Consider the following 12,757-nt stretch of genomic DNA (forward strand, 5'->3'; position numbering starts at 1 on the left):
GGGATTGTTGAAACGCCAACCTTGGGCGAACCCAAAGATCTGCGCTGGGCGTGGAGCTGCCGGGTGCGGATTGTCAGCCCGCCACCGGCCAGCGCAGCGTGAAGCCCACGCCCCGCCCGTGAAGCCCCGGCCCCAGGCGGACCTGCCCGCCCAGGTGGCCGATGGCCTGCTGTGCAATGGTGAGCCCCAGGCCCGATCCGCTGCTGCGCGCGCGTGGCGAGCGCCAGAAGCGCTCGAACACCCGGTCTTGCTCGCCGGCCGCTATGCCCGGACCGTCGTCGGCAATCCACACCACCACGTCGCCGCCCTCCTGCCGCACCCGCAACTGCACCTCGCGCCCCGCACCGGGGCCGCAGCCGTGCTTGAGCGCGTTGTCCAGCACATTGCCCAGGGCGGACCAGAGCAGCTGGCGGTCCAACGGCAGCTTCAGGGTGTCCGGCCCGTCGAGCGACAGCTCCACGCCCAGGCCCTCAGCCCAGCCCGCGCGCTCGGCCAGGCAGTCCTGCAGCAGCGCCATCAGGTCCTGGGGCGCGGTGGGGTGCTGCGCGGGGGCCTCCTCCAGTGCCGCCAGCGTGAGCAGCTGTTCGCTCAGGTGCGCGGCGCGCTGCACGGCGCGCGTCAGCGCCTCGCTGGCTTGCGCGCGTGCGGGGCCTTCGGGGGCTTGCGCCAGCACATGGGCCTGGGTGGCGATGACGGCCATGGGCGTGCGCAGTTCGTGGGCCGCGTCGTGCACCAGGGCCTTTTCGCGCGCCAGGTGGGCCCGCAGGCGGGCCAGCAACTGGTCGAACGACTGGGCCAGGCCGTGCAGCTCGCGCTGGGGCGGAAGGTGCTGCAGCGGCCGCAGGTCGTTGGCCGAGCGCGCGGCGATCTGGGCATCCAGCCGCGCCAGCGGGCGCAGCCCGGTGCGCACGGCCAGCCACAGCGGCAGGCCCACCAGCGGCAGCGCCAGCAGCACCGAGGCCGCCAGGTCTTCGCCCATGAAGCCCAGCAGCCGCGCATCGGCCAGGCGGGGCTCGGCCACCACCACGCGCCAGGGGCCCGTGCTTTCCCAGGCCACCCAATGGGTTGTGCCGGCCACGTCCATCGCGGCATGGCCCGCGTCGCCTGCCAGCACCACCGCGCGCACACCGGCCGTGCTGCTATGCAGAAGCTGGCCTGTGCGGTCCTGCAGCTGCAGCAGCACCGAGGTGCCCTGCAGCAGGTCCACATCGGCGCGCATGGCGTTGAGGGTGTGGGCCATGCCGTGCACCAGCGCGCGGGCCTCGGCGGGTTGCTCCAGCGTGGCCAGCGCCCCTGCCAGCCCCTGCGCGAGCTGGCGCACGCCGGGGTTGGTGTCCATGGCGCGGTAGTGGGTGATGGCCGCCTGGCCCAGCAGCACCAGCCACACCAACGCCATGGCCGCGAGCAGCGCCAGCAGGGTGCGGCGCATGAGGCTCGGGCCCCACCAGCCGCGTGGGGGCGCGGGGGTTTCGGTAGGTGGTGTCATGGCTGCAGCCGGTAGCCCACGCCACGCACCGTGACCACGCGCTCTGCGCCGATCTTCTTGCGCAGGTTGGAGATATGCACCTCCAGTGTGGCGGCGTCCAGCGCGTCGCCCAGGGGTTCGAGCCGCTGGGCAAGCACGTTCTTGGCCACCACCTTGCCGGGTTCGCGCGCCAGCTCCACCAGCAGCCGGAACTCGCGCGGTGACAGCGCCAGGGGCTCGTCGCCCACCCAGGCCTCGTGCCGCCGGGGCGCCACGCGCAGCGCGCCCAGCGTCCACTCCTCGCTGGCCTGGCGGGCACTGCGCCGCAGCACGGTGTGCAAGCGCGACAGCAGCTCGGGCACATCGAAGGGCTTGAGCACGTAGTCGTCGGCACCGCCGTCCAGGCCGTCAAGCCGGTCCTGCAAGGCGGTGCGGGCCGTGATCACGATCACCGGCAGGCTGAGGCCCGCGCGGCGCCAGCGACGCAGCAACGCCATGCCCTGGCCGTCGGGCAGGGTCAGGTCCAGCAGCACGGCGGCGACCTCGTTGGCGTCGGGCAGGGGCGGCGTGGCGGCCACGCTGCGCAGCCATTGCACCGTGAAGCCGCCCTGCTGCAGGGCTTGCAGCAGGGCCTGGCCCAGGTCCAGGTCGTCTTCGATGAGCAGGATGTGCATGGCCGCCATTTTCCGTGCCCCCAGCTTGCAGCCAGCCAAAGGCGCCGGACCGGGAGCTGGCGTCTTTGGGCACCCTAAAATCCTCGCACAGGCAGACAATGACGACACAGGCCCGCCCACGGGCCGCACCACCCAAGGAGACAGTCCGCATGCGTATCCTCATTGCCGAAGACGACCAGGTGCTGGCCGATGGCCTGCTGCGCACGCTGCGTGCCTCGGGCGCCGTGGTGGACCATGTCGCCAGCGGCAGCGAGGCCGACGCGGCGCTCATGACCAACAACGAGTTCGACCTGCTCATCCTGGACCTGGGCCTGCCCAAGATGCATGGGCTGGAGGTGCTCAAAAAGCTGCGCGGCCGGGGCTCCGCCCTGCCGGTGCTCATCCTCACCGCTGCCGACAGCGTGGAAGAGCGCGTGAAGGGCCTGGACTTTGGCGCCGACGACTACATGGCCAAGCCCTTCAGCCTGCAAGAGCTGGAAGCCCGCGTGCGTGCCCTCACGCGCCGGGGCATGGGCGGCACCAGCAGCGCCATCAAACACGGCCCGCTGGTGTACGACCAGGCCGGCCGCGTGGCCACCATTGACGGCAAGATGATCGAGCTGTCGGCCCGCGAGCTGGGCCTGCTGGAGGTGCTGCTGCAACGCGCCGGCCGCCTGGTGAGCAAGGAGCAGCTGGTGGAGCGCCTGTGCGAGTGGGGCGAAGAGGTGAGCAACAACGCCATCGAGGTCTACATCCACCGCCTGCGCAAGAAGATCGAGGGCGGGCCCATCCGCATCGCCACCGTGCGCGGCCTGGGCTACTGCCTTGAGAAGATCCCCAGTTAACTATCAAAACGATAGCTGCTCGTGCATATGAATCCAGCGCTATCGGGTGTTTTGGCTTCTAAACTGCCACGGCGGGCGCTGTGAAGATCTTCCAGCGCGAGCAGCGCTCCCTGTTCGGCGAAATCCTCGATTGGATGCTCACGCCGCTGCTGCTGCTGTGGCCCGTGAGCCTCGCGCTGACCTGGCTGGTCGCGCAGGGCCTGGCCAACAAACCGTTTGACCGCGCGCTGGAGTACAACGCCCACGCCCTCGCCCAGCTCGTGAGCGTGGTGGGCGACAAGGCCCAGTTCAACCTGCCCCAGCCCGCCAGCGAGATCCTGCGGGCTGACGACTCCGACATCGTGTACTACCAGGTCATCGGCCCGGGCGGCGAGTTCCTTTCGGGCGAGCGCGAACTGCCCGAGCCCCCAAGCGACGAGGTGCCCCTGTCGGGCGAGGTGCGGCTGCGCGATGCCGAGATGCGCGGCATCGACATCCGCGTGGCCTACATCTGGGTGCGCCTGCCGCTGAAAGACACGCCGGTGGCGCTGGTCCAGGTGGCCGAGACGCGTGAAAAACGCAGCGTGCTGGCCACCGAAATCATCAAGGGCGTGATGCTGCCGCAGTTCGTCATCCTGCCGCTGGCGGTGCTGCTGGTGTGGCTGGCGCTGGCACGGGGCATCCAGCCGCTCAACCAGCTGGAGCAGCGCATCCGCGCGCGCAACCCTGACGACCTCTCTCCGCTGGACGATCGCACCGTGCCGCTCGAAGTGGCGCCACTGGTGTCGTCCGTCAACGACCTGCTCACGCGGCTGAACGATTCGCTGGCCACGCAAAAGCGCTTTCTGGCCGATGCAGCCCACCAGCTCAAGACCCCGCTGGCGGGCCTGCGCATGCAAGCCGACCTGGCCCAGCGCGAAGGCACCAGCACCGAAGAGCTCAAGCGCTCGCTGCAGCAGATCGGGCGCTCCAGCATCCGCGCCACACACACCGTCAACCAGCTGCTGGCGCTGGCGCGGGCCGAGGGCAGCGGCGTGGGCATTGCCCGCCAGCCCTGCGACCTGGCGCGCCTGGTGATCGAGGTGGTGCGCGACTCGGTGCCCCGTGCGCTCGACAAGCACATCGACCTGGGCTACGACGGCGCCGAGCCTGGATCGCCGGGCGTGCTGATCGACGGCAACCCCACGCTGCTCAAGGAGCTGGTGCGCAACCTGGTAGACAACGCCATCAACTACACCCCCTCCACGCCCGACAAGCCCGGCGTGGTCACCGCCCGCGTTCTGGCCGACACCTTCGGCCATGTGCTGCTGCTGCAGGTCGAGGACTCCGGCCCCGGCGTGCCCGAGGCCGAGCGCGAGTTGGTGTTCCAGCCGTTCTACCGCGCCCTGGGCAGCGAGGCCGACGGCTCCGGCCTGGGCCTGCCCATCGTGCTCGAGATTGCCAGCAAGCACGATGCCGAGGTCACCCTTGAAGACGCACGGCCTGGCCAGACCCCGCCCGGCGCGCGCTTCAGCGTGCGGTTTGCGGCGCGGGACGTGGTGGCGGGCAGCTGACCCTGTGGCGGGCCCTGCCGCTGGCGTGGCAGAGAACAAGGCCACCACGCCGCAGGGTTGATGCGCCGGCAACCCGCCACAGCGCCGGGCATCCGGCATCATGCGGCCTCGTCGCTTGGCCCGATCTTTTTTGCACGGACGCAGCCCCCCATGACCTCACCACCCCGCCGCTTTGCCAATACGCACCCTGACGTGGTGATCGGCAACTTCCCCTGGTACGAAATGGTCTGGCGCTCGCTGCGCGGCGATTTCAAGCCGCGCAGCGAACCGGCGGGTGGCTACGAGGCCTTTGCCCGGCAATGGACGCAGCCCGTGGACCCTGCCTGCCTGGCGCAGCGCCAGCAGGCCCCCGTGATCACCTGGCTGGGCCATGTCTCCATGCTGCTGCAGGTGGCGGGCCTCAACGTGCTGATCGAACCCACGCTGTGCGATTTTGCGGGTCCCCTGGGCCGCTTCGGCGCCCCGCGCCGTGTGCCCGCGCCCCTGGCGCCCGAGGACCTGCCGCCCATCGATGTGGTGCTGATCTCGCACAACCACTACGACCACTTGTGCTACGGCACCTTGCGCCGGCTGCGCGACGCGGGCCAGTCACCCCGCTTTGTGGTGCCGCTGGGGCTGGCCGACTGGTTCACCCAGCGGGGCATGGGCCCGGTCACCGCGCTGAACTGGTGGGAGCACACCGACATCGCCCCCGGCGTGCGCGTGGTGTTCACACCGTCGCAGCACTGGAGCCGCCGCACCCCGTGGGATACCAATGCCTCGCTGTGGGGCGGGTACCTGCTGGAATGGGCGCGCCCGCAGGCGGCGGCGCCCTGGCGCTTTCTGTTCCCGGGCGACACGGGCTACAGCGAAGACTTCAAGGCCATCCGCCAACGCCTGGGGCCGGTGGACTTTCTGGCCCTGCCCATCGGCGCCTACCTGCCCCGCGACTTCATGAAGCCCATGCACGTGAACCCGGAAGACGCCGTGCAGCTCATGCTGGATGTAGAGGCAAAGCAAGCCATGGGTGTGCACTGGGGCACGTTCATGCTGACGCAGGAGGCCTTCGACCACCCGCCGCGCGACCTGGCCGCCGCGCTCGCGCAGCGTGGCCTGCCGCTGGACCGCGTCTGGCTCCTGCGGCAGGGCGAGACGCGCGCCATACCGCTGCCATAGCGCTGCACCGGGGTTGGCGCAGCAACCGTGCTCACGCCACGCGCTGCACCGACATCAGGGCCATGTACAAAAAGCCCCGGCCCGTGGGCACGCGGTACACGCCCTGGGCGCCCAGCACCTGCGCGGCCACGCCCGACAGCTCCCAGCCATCGGTAGCATCGCCCTTCCACAGCGGCACCGTGAGGTGCAGGAAGCCTTGGGTTTCGCCCCACTCCCGCACCGCAGCGATGCGCGACACCACCGGGGCCTCGTTGTGGAAATTGGCCCAGGCCCACAGCCAGGTGCCGCTGGCCTCCGACACGGAGCCGATGAACTCGATGTCGGCCACCAGACGGGGCACACCGCCGTCTGAAAAGGTCAAGGTGCCTGCCGCCTGGTCGTAGTCCCAGCGTTCAAAGTGCGAGATGCCGTGGTCCTGCTCCAGTGCGCGCTGCTTGTCCCGCAGCGCATGGTGCCCCTGTGTCACCGCATCGATCCAGGCGGCTTCGGCATCACCGTCCAGGGCCCCCACGCTGCGTGCCATGGCGTCCTGGTAGCAGTGGTGGCACAGGATCTGGAGGTCCAGGCAGTCCGCGTTGTGTTCGTTCCACTCGCCGCCTGTCTTGAGCAGCTCGGTATGGCAGCTCGCACACCAGGCGTCCGGGTAAGGGGTGTCTGGCGACGGCGCATCGCAAAACCAGCGCTGCACCGGGTGGCGGCACAGATGACCACACACGTAGGTGGGTGCGGCCTCTCCGTGCTCGCCGCACTGGATGGATGTCGGCTCTTCGTTCATGGTGAAGGTGCTCAGCCGCAGGTGCGCAGCGTCTTGCCCGCCATGGCCGTGCGCAGCACATCCAGCTGTGCCCGCAGCGCGTCGTTCACAGAGGACAGGCGCAGCGTGAAGCCGGGGGATTCGGCGCGCTCCTGGATCACGCGCGCCGTGCGCACGCCTTTGTTGCCAAGGTTGGCCAGCTCGCGCTCGGCCGCCTCTTTCGATGCGAAGCGGCCCAGCGACAAGCCCAGTTCGAGCGTGCCCCCGGCGCGGTCGTGGTCCACCTTGCGGGCGCGCAGCTCGGCGCGTTTGCGGTCCAGTGTTTCCACGTCGTCAAAGCGCCCCATGTAGACCATCCAGCGGCCCGGCACGGGCGTGGGCTCCAGCGTCCAGCTACCGGCGGGCAACCCGGCAGCCGCCGTGCGCAGCACTTCGGCCTGGCGCTCGTCGAAGACGCCGGCCTGCAGGCACTCGGCAGAGTCTGCGGGGGCCGGGGCAGCCGGTGTGGAGGCGGGAGTGGGGGAGTCGTTGGCGGCGGTGGCCTGGGAGGGGGAAGTGGGGGTGGGGGGCGCAGCGGAGGAGGTCTTGCTGGGGTTGACCTTCAGGATCTGCAGCGTCTCGGGCCGGATCTGCTGGTTCATGCGCTGGGGCTCGGACTGCTCTTGCGGCGCATAGCCAAACTGGCGCAGCAGCCCCTGCGACCACGCGTAGTAGCCCGCGTTGGCCAGCAGCAGCACGATCACGGCAAGACGGAGCATGGGGCGCGGCCTTTCAAGAACACTCGCATCGGAAGGAAAAGCGGGCTCACACCGGTGGCACCGCCGCCGGCCGGACGCTGATTTCAGAACTGGTGATGGCCTGCATGCCACCGGCCGTGTGCACCAGCAGCGCGCCATCATCGCCCACGCCATGCGCGGTGCCGGTGTGGCCGTCGCTCAGCGTCACCGCGCGGCCCTGCAGCACATCACGTGCCGCAAAGCGGGGCTGCATGGGCGCAAAGCCATAGCCCGCAAACGACTGCAGCATGGCCACCAGCGGCGGCACGATGCGCAGCAGGGCGGTAGGTGCGTCCAGGCCCGGCTCCACCTCCTGCAGGCTGCCGGGGGGCATGCTCATGCCCTCGGGGCTGCGCGGCAGCACGTTGATGCCAATGCCCACCACCACATAGCGCGCGGTGCTGGTGCTGGCCTGCGAAGCCACAGTCTGGGGCGCCACAAAACTCGCGGTCTCCACCAGAATGCCGCCCAGCTTGCGGTCGCCCGCCGCACCGCCCAGCCAGAGGTCGTTGGGCCACTTGAGTCCCACGCGAGCGGGCTGGTTCGCACCCAGCGGCGGCAGCACGGGCTGCAGGCTCTCGGCCACGCTCACCCCCACGGCGAGCGACAGGCCCGACCAATCCTTGGGTGCCAGCGGCAAGCCCAAGGACATCATGAGAGAAGCCCCCACATCGCTTTGCCATACCCGCCCCAGCCGCCCGCGCCCGGCGGTCTGCTGCTCGGCCACCAGCAGGGTGGGCTCGCACTGGCCGTTGCGCGCACGGCGCATCAATTCGGTGTTGGTGGAGTCGATGGTGGGCAGCACCTCGACGGTAAAGCCCGGTAACAGCGGTGACACCGCTTCCCAGACGGCCTCGGCAGGCCAGCGGATGGGGGCATTCATCGCCGGGCCTTTTTGGCGGCCTTGGCGGACGGTTTGGACGGCGGCAGCGGCACGGGAGGTGCCCAGCCGCGCTTGGGCGCCAGCAGCGTGCCCCGGCAGTTGGGGCTGCCACACCAGCAGGGGTATTCGGCCTTGAGCTTCGGGGTGTAGCGCTCTTCAATGATCAGGCCGTAGTCGTAGTTCAGCTCTTCGCCCGCCTTGATGTTGCGCAGCGCGGTGATGAAAATGCGGCCGTCCCGCTCGTCGGCATAACAGTTGGGGTTGCAGCTGTGGTTGATCCAGCGCGACGAATTGCCACCGAACTTTGCATCGATCACGTGGTCTTCATCCACATGGAAGTAGAACGTGTGGTTGGGCTGCAAGGGGTCGTGCGGGTGCCGGTCCTGCGCCTCCTGCCAGCCGATCACTTCACCCGTGTATTCGACAAGGACTTCGCCCTCTGCAATATCCTGCACGGCAAAAACGCCCTTGCCGTGCACGCCCGAACGCCGGGTCTGGATGCGACGGCCCTGCGCGGGGGTCGGGGTTGCAGGCGGTGCGGTGCGGGGCATGGCAAAAACTCTGTTAACTTGAATATGCACACATGCGCGTGCGCGTGTACGCGTGAGGCAACGAATTGTAGAAGCGACCGGCCGGATGCCGGACAGCCAGACTGGCGAGAAACCAAAAAATGACCAAGACCCTGGTAATTGCAGAGAAACCCTCGGTGGCGCAAGACATCGTGCGCGCGCTGACCCCCGTGGCGGGCAAGTTCGAGAAGCACGAAGACCACTTCGAGAACGACCGCTATGTAGTCACCAGCGCCGTGGGCCACCTGGTGGAGATCCAGGCCCCCGAGCAGTTTGACGTGAAGCGCGGCAAGTGGAGCTTTGCGCACCTGCCTGTGATCCCGCCGTACTTTGACCTGAAGCCCGTGGACAAGACCAAGAGCCGCCTGAACGCGGTGGTCAAGCAGGCCAAGCGCAAGGACGTGACACAGCTCATCAACGCCTGCGACGCGGGCCGCGAGGGGGAGCTGATCTTCCGCCTGATCGAGCAGTACGCCGGTGGCGCCAAGCCGCTGGGCAAGCCCGTCAAGCGCCTGTGGCTGCAGTCCATGACGCCCCAGGCCATCCGTGACGGCTTTGATGCGCTGCGCACCGAGCAGCAGATGGCGGGCCTGGCCAGTGCTGCACGCAGCCGGTCCGAGGCCGACTGGCTGGTGGGCATCAACGGCACCCGCGCCATGACGGCGTTCAACTCGCGCGATGGTGGGTTCTTCCTGACCACCGTGGGCCGGGTGCAGACGCCCACGCTGTCGCTGGTGGTGGAGCGCGAGGAGAAGATCCGCAAGTTCATCAGCCGCGACTATTGGGAAATCCACGCCACCTTTGGCGCGGAAGCCGGCGAGTACCCCGCCAAGTGGTTCGACCCCAAGTGGAAGAAGGGCGAGGATGTGGAAATGCGCGCGGACCGCGTGTGGTCCGCCGCCGAGGCACAGTCAATAGCCAACGCTGTGCGCGGCAAGCAGGCCACGGTCACCGAAGAGAGCAAGCCCACCACCCAGGCGTCGCCCCTGCTGTTCGACCTGACCAGCCTGCAGCGCGAGGCCAACGGCAAGTTCGGCTTCTCGGCCAAGACCACGCTGGCCCTGGCGCAAAGCCTGTACGAACGCCACAAAGCCCTGACCTACCCCCGTACCGACTCGCGCGCGCTGCCCGAAGACTATTTGCCCGTGGCCAAGCAAACGTTTGAGATGCTGGCCGACAGCGGCATGCGCCACCTGGCGCCCCACGCGCTCACCGCGCTGAACAACAACTACATCCGCCCGTCCAAACGCATCTTCGACAACAGCAAGGTCAGCGATCACTTTGCCATCATCCCCACCACGCAAGCCCCGTCGGGCCTGAGCGAGGCCGAGCAAAAGCTGTACGACCTGGTCGTGCGCCGCTTCATGGCCGTGTTCTTCCCGAGTGCCGAATACACCGTCACTACGCGCATCAGCACCGTGGCCCCGCACAGCTTCAAGACCGAAGGCAAGGTGCTGGTCAAGCCGGGCTGGCTGGCCATCTATGGCAAGGAAGCGGCTGACGAAGTCGAAGGCGGCAAGGACGGCGACAAAGGCCAGAACCTGGTGCCGGTGAAGCCCGGCGAGAGCGTCAACACCCTGGCCGCCGACCCCAAGGGCCTCAAGACCAAGCCCCCCGCCCGCTACTCCGAAGCCACGCTGCTGGGCGCCATGGAAAGCGCGGGCAAGCAGATCGACGACGACGAACTGCGCGAAGCCATGCAGGAAAAAGGCCTCGGCACGCCTGCCACGCGCGCGGCCATCATCGAAGGCCTGCTGACCGAAAAGTACATGCTGCGCGAAGGCCGCGAAATCATCCCCACGGCCAAGGCCTTCCAGCTCATGACGCTGCTGCGCGGTCTGGAAGTGGAAGAACTCTGCCGTGCCGACCTGACCGGCGAGTGGGAGTACAAGCTCTCGCAAATGGAAAAGGGCCAACTGAGCCGCGAAGCCTTCATGGCCGAGATCGCCGCCATGACCGAGCGCATGGTCAAGAAGGCCAAGGAATACGACCGCGACACCATCCCCGGCGACTACGCCACGCTTGAATCGCCCTGCCCCAACTGCGGCGGTGTGGTGAAGGAAAACTACCGCCGCTTTGCTTGCGTGGGCAAGGCGGGCGCGGAGCCTTGTGGATTCAGCTTCGGCAAATCACCCGCAGGCCGCACGTTCGAGACGGCAGAGGCCAATGCCCTGCTGCGGGACAAGAAGATCGGGCCGCTGGAGGGCTTCCGCTCCAAGGCGGGCTGGCCCTTCACGTCCGAGATCGTCATCAAGTACGACGACGAGGCGCACAACTACAAGCTCGAATTCGACTTTGGCGACGACAAGAAGGGCGAAGAGTCTGGCGAGATCGTGGAGTTTGAAGACGCCGCGCTCGGCCCTTGCCCCATCTGCGGATCGGAAGTGCACGAACACGGCAGCAACTATGTGTGCAGCAAGGCCGTGCCCACCGCGGCGCAGCCCACGCCCAGCTGCACCTTCAAGAGCGGCAAGATCATCCTGCAGCAGCCCGTGGAGCGCGAGCAGATGCACAAACTGCTGGAGACCGGCAAGACCGACCTGCTCGACAAGTTCGTGAGCATGCGCACGCGCCGCAACTTCAAGGCCCACCTGGCGTGGGACAAGGAGGCGGGCAAAGTCAACTTTGAATTCGCGCCCAGCAAGTTCCCACCCCGTCCGGGCGCCGCTTCAAAAACAATAGCAACCAAGGCAAAAGCCACTAGCGCTGCCGCCAAAAAAGCTCCTGCAAAGAAGGCCGCAGCCAAAACGACGGCTGTCAAAGCCCCGCGCAAGGCCGCCGCGGGCAAGGCCCCCAGCGCAGCCCTGGCCGCCGTGATTGGCAACGAGCCGGTGGCGCGCCCCGAGGCCGTGAAGAAGATGTGGGAATACATCAAGGCCCACAACCTGCAAGACCCCAAGGACAAGCGCACCATCGTGGCCGATGACAAGCTGCGCGCCGTGTTCGGCAAGGACAGCGCGGGCATGTTTGAGCTGGCGGGCATTCTGGGCAACCACCTGGGCGGCGAATGATGAAGCCGCTGAACGTGGTGCCTATCGCGTCGATGGCGGGCAGCGTCTGCCGCACCGCGCTGGTGGCACTCGCGGTTGCCGCTGCGCTGGGGGGTTGCACCACCACAGGCTCCGCGCGCTCCAGCGACCCGGCCAGCCAGCAGCAGCCCCAGGGCGCGAGCGGCGTGACCGTGTTTGGCGATATCGACGTGAACGTGACGCGGGAGCGCACCCGCTGACTGCAAGCTGCCACCGCGCGCAGCCCGTCTTCAACCAGCACGGGGCCGGACGGATGATGGAACGTGAGCCGCAAGGGAGAAATGGATGGTCGAACCCGCACTGTCGTTGCAGATTGCCACCACGGTGCACCACCGCATCCACACTGTGACGGTGCGCATGGATTCGGTGGGCTGGGTGGTCTCTGGCACCAAGCACCTGGTCACACCGGGCGGGGCGCACCGCTATCCCAGCGGGCGGGTGTTTGTGCTGCCGCGTGGCGCGCAGTGGGAGGTGGTCAACGACCCCGCCCCGCAAGGCCGCTATGTGGCGCGACTGCTGTGTTTTGCACCCGAACTGGTGGAGCAGTTTCACCGCCAGTTCGGCCAGTTTGCGGCCGTGCCTGCGGTGCAGGGCTGTGCGGGCCTGGCGGCCGATGCGGCATTTGAAGACAGTTACCGGCGTGCCCTGGCCGCGCTGGAGAGCGATGCCAGCTCGCAGGCGCTGCGCGAACACCGCGCGCTCGAGGTGCTGCTGATGCTGGCCGAGGCAGGCATCGTCTTCGCCCCGCCCGGCGAGCTGGGCTGGGCCGACCGGGTGCGCCGTCTGGTGGGCCCCAGCCCGCAGGCTGACTGGACGGTGGAGCGTATCGCCGCTGCCTTTGCCACCAGCGCCAGCACCCTGCAGCGCCGCCTGGCACAAGAGGGCGAAACCGTGAGCCAGTGCCTGCGCGATGTGCGGCTGGAGACGGGGCTGGTTCTGCTGCAAAGCTCCACGCTACAAGTGTCCGAAATCGCCGCACGCTGCGGCTACGAGTCGCACAGCCGCTTCAGCGCCGCGTTCCGCGAGCGTTTTGGTTTTCCGCCCTCGCAACTGAGGCCCTGATTACTGCGGCTGACGCACAGCGCACAGCCTTTGA

12 protein-coding genes are annotated in these 12,757 nt (G+C 68.2%); 6 read left to right on the top strand and 6 right to left on the bottom strand.

Annotation, left to right across the window (positions count from 1 at the left end):
* Positions 1–73 precede the first annotated feature (73 nt).
* On the bottom strand, positions 74–1,486 hold the full coding sequence (locus C8C95_RS08890) for a HAMP domain-containing sensor histidine kinase (RefSeq protein ID WP_243415657.1): 1,413 nt from the start codon (positions 1,484–1,486) through the stop codon (positions 74–76).
* The gene (locus tag C8C95_RS08895) at positions 1,483–2,139 is read right to left on the bottom strand and encodes a response regulator (RefSeq protein WP_116750201.1); all 657 of its coding nucleotides are present in this window, start codon (positions 2,137–2,139) and stop codon (positions 1,483–1,485) included. The genes C8C95_RS08890 and C8C95_RS08895 overlap by 4 nt, the downstream gene beginning before the upstream one ends.
* 149 nt (positions 2,140–2,288) lie before the next feature.
* Between C8C95_RS08895 and C8C95_RS08900 the strand changes: the two genes are divergently transcribed.
* The 3 genes from C8C95_RS08900 (at position 2,289) to C8C95_RS08910 (ending at position 5,650) form a co-directional block, all read left to right on the top strand.
* Positions 2,289–2,963, top strand: a complete 675-nt coding sequence (locus C8C95_RS08900) for a response regulator transcription factor (RefSeq protein WP_015016303.1) — start codon at positions 2,289–2,291, stop codon at positions 2,961–2,963.
* Positions 2,964–3,043: 80 nt separating this feature from the next.
* A complete protein-coding gene (locus tag C8C95_RS08905; protein WP_015016304.1) occupies positions 3,044–4,495 on the top strand; it encodes a sensor histidine kinase in 1,452 nt (483 codons plus the stop codon).
* Between the two features lie 150 nt (positions 4,496–4,645).
* Positions 4,646–5,650 carry an MBL fold metallo-hydrolase gene (locus C8C95_RS08910; RefSeq protein ID WP_116748336.1) on the top strand — a complete coding sequence of 335 codons (1,005 nt, stop codon included), beginning with the start codon at positions 4,646–4,648 and terminating at the stop codon, positions 5,648–5,650.
* A gap of 31 nt (positions 5,651–5,681) precedes the next feature.
* On the opposite strand, the gene C8C95_RS08915 is transcribed toward C8C95_RS08910, so the two are convergent.
* The 4 genes from C8C95_RS08915 to C8C95_RS08930 are packed head-to-tail and all read right to left on the bottom strand — an operon-like array spanning position 5,682 to position 8,614.
* Positions 5,682–6,425 (bottom strand): DUF6882 domain-containing protein, encoded by a 744-nt coding sequence (locus C8C95_RS08915; protein ID WP_116748337.1) that lies wholly within the window; start codon positions 6,423–6,425, stop codon positions 5,682–5,684.
* A gap of 11 nt (positions 6,426–6,436) precedes the next feature.
* On the bottom strand, positions 6,437–7,162 hold the full coding sequence (locus C8C95_RS23770; RefSeq protein ID WP_116748338.1) for an SPOR domain-containing protein: 726 nt from the start codon (positions 7,160–7,162) through the stop codon (positions 6,437–6,439).
* Between the two features lie 46 nt (positions 7,163–7,208).
* On the bottom strand, positions 7,209–8,063 hold the full coding sequence (locus C8C95_RS08925) for a biotin--[acetyl-CoA-carboxylase] ligase (protein WP_116748339.1): 855 nt from the start codon (positions 8,061–8,063) through the stop codon (positions 7,209–7,211).
* Positions 8,060–8,614 (bottom strand): SET domain-containing protein-lysine N-methyltransferase, encoded by a 555-nt coding sequence (locus C8C95_RS08930; protein WP_056056636.1) that lies wholly within the window; start codon positions 8,612–8,614, stop codon positions 8,060–8,062. Before C8C95_RS08930 ends, C8C95_RS08925 begins: the two co-directional genes overlap by 4 nt.
* Before the next feature lie 119 nt (positions 8,615–8,733).
* Between C8C95_RS08930 and C8C95_RS08935 the strand changes: the two genes are divergently transcribed.
* From C8C95_RS08935 to C8C95_RS08945, 3 genes are all read left to right on the top strand, one after another.
* Positions 8,734–11,643 carry a DNA topoisomerase III gene (locus tag C8C95_RS08935; RefSeq protein ID WP_116748340.1) on the top strand — a complete coding sequence of 970 codons (2,910 nt, stop codon included), beginning with the start codon at positions 8,734–8,736 and terminating at the stop codon, positions 11,641–11,643.
* Positions 11,640–11,861: a hypothetical protein gene (locus C8C95_RS08940; protein WP_243415658.1), complete on the top strand. Its 222-nt coding sequence runs from the start codon at positions 11,640–11,642 to the stop codon at positions 11,859–11,861. Before C8C95_RS08935 ends, C8C95_RS08940 begins: the two co-directional genes overlap by 4 nt.
* A gap of 85 nt (positions 11,862–11,946) precedes the next feature.
* Positions 11,947–12,723, top strand: a complete 777-nt coding sequence (locus C8C95_RS08945) for a helix-turn-helix transcriptional regulator (RefSeq protein ID WP_116748341.1) — start codon at positions 11,947–11,949, stop codon at positions 12,721–12,723.
* Positions 12,724–12,757 lie beyond the last annotated feature (34 nt).

The sequence above is a fragment of the Acidovorax sp. 99 genome, from assembly GCF_003096455.1.
GTDB lineage: Bacteria > Pseudomonadota > Gammaproteobacteria > Burkholderiales > Burkholderiaceae_C > Acidovorax > Acidovorax delafieldii.

Coding starts and splice junctions, on each gene's coding strand:
- C8C95_RS08895 (WP_116750201.1), bottom strand. CDS start 2,139: ATGCACATCCTGCTCATCGAAGACGACCTGGACCTGGGCCAGGCCCTG.
- C8C95_RS08915 (WP_116748337.1), bottom strand. CDS start 6,425: ATGAACGAAGAGCCGACATCCATCCAGTGCGGCGAGCACGGAGAGGCC.
- C8C95_RS08925 (WP_116748339.1), bottom strand. CDS start 8,063: ATGAATGCCCCCATCCGCTGGCCTGCCGAGGCCGTCTGGGAAGCGGTG.
- C8C95_RS08940 (WP_243415658.1), top strand. CDS start 11,640: ATGATGAAGCCGCTGAACGTGGTGCCTATCGCGTCGATGGCGGGCAGC.
- C8C95_RS08930 (WP_056056636.1), bottom strand. CDS start 8,614: ATGCCCCGCACCGCACCGCCTGCAACCCCGACCCCCGCGCAGGGCCGT.
- C8C95_RS23770 (WP_116748338.1), bottom strand. CDS start 7,162: ATGCTCCGTCTTGCCGTGATCGTGCTGCTGCTGGCCAACGCGGGCTAC.
- C8C95_RS08935 (WP_116748340.1), top strand. CDS start 8,734: ATGACCAAGACCCTGGTAATTGCAGAGAAACCCTCGGTGGCGCAAGAC.
- C8C95_RS08900 (WP_015016303.1), top strand. CDS start 2,289: ATGCGTATCCTCATTGCCGAAGACGACCAGGTGCTGGCCGATGGCCTG.
- C8C95_RS08945 (WP_116748341.1), top strand. CDS start 11,947: ATGGTCGAACCCGCACTGTCGTTGCAGATTGCCACCACGGTGCACCAC.
- C8C95_RS08890 (WP_243415657.1), bottom strand. CDS start 1,486: ATGACACCACCTACCGAAACCCCCGCGCCCCCACGCGGCTGGTGGGGC.
- C8C95_RS08910 (WP_116748336.1), top strand. CDS start 4,646: ATGACCTCACCACCCCGCCGCTTTGCCAATACGCACCCTGACGTGGTG.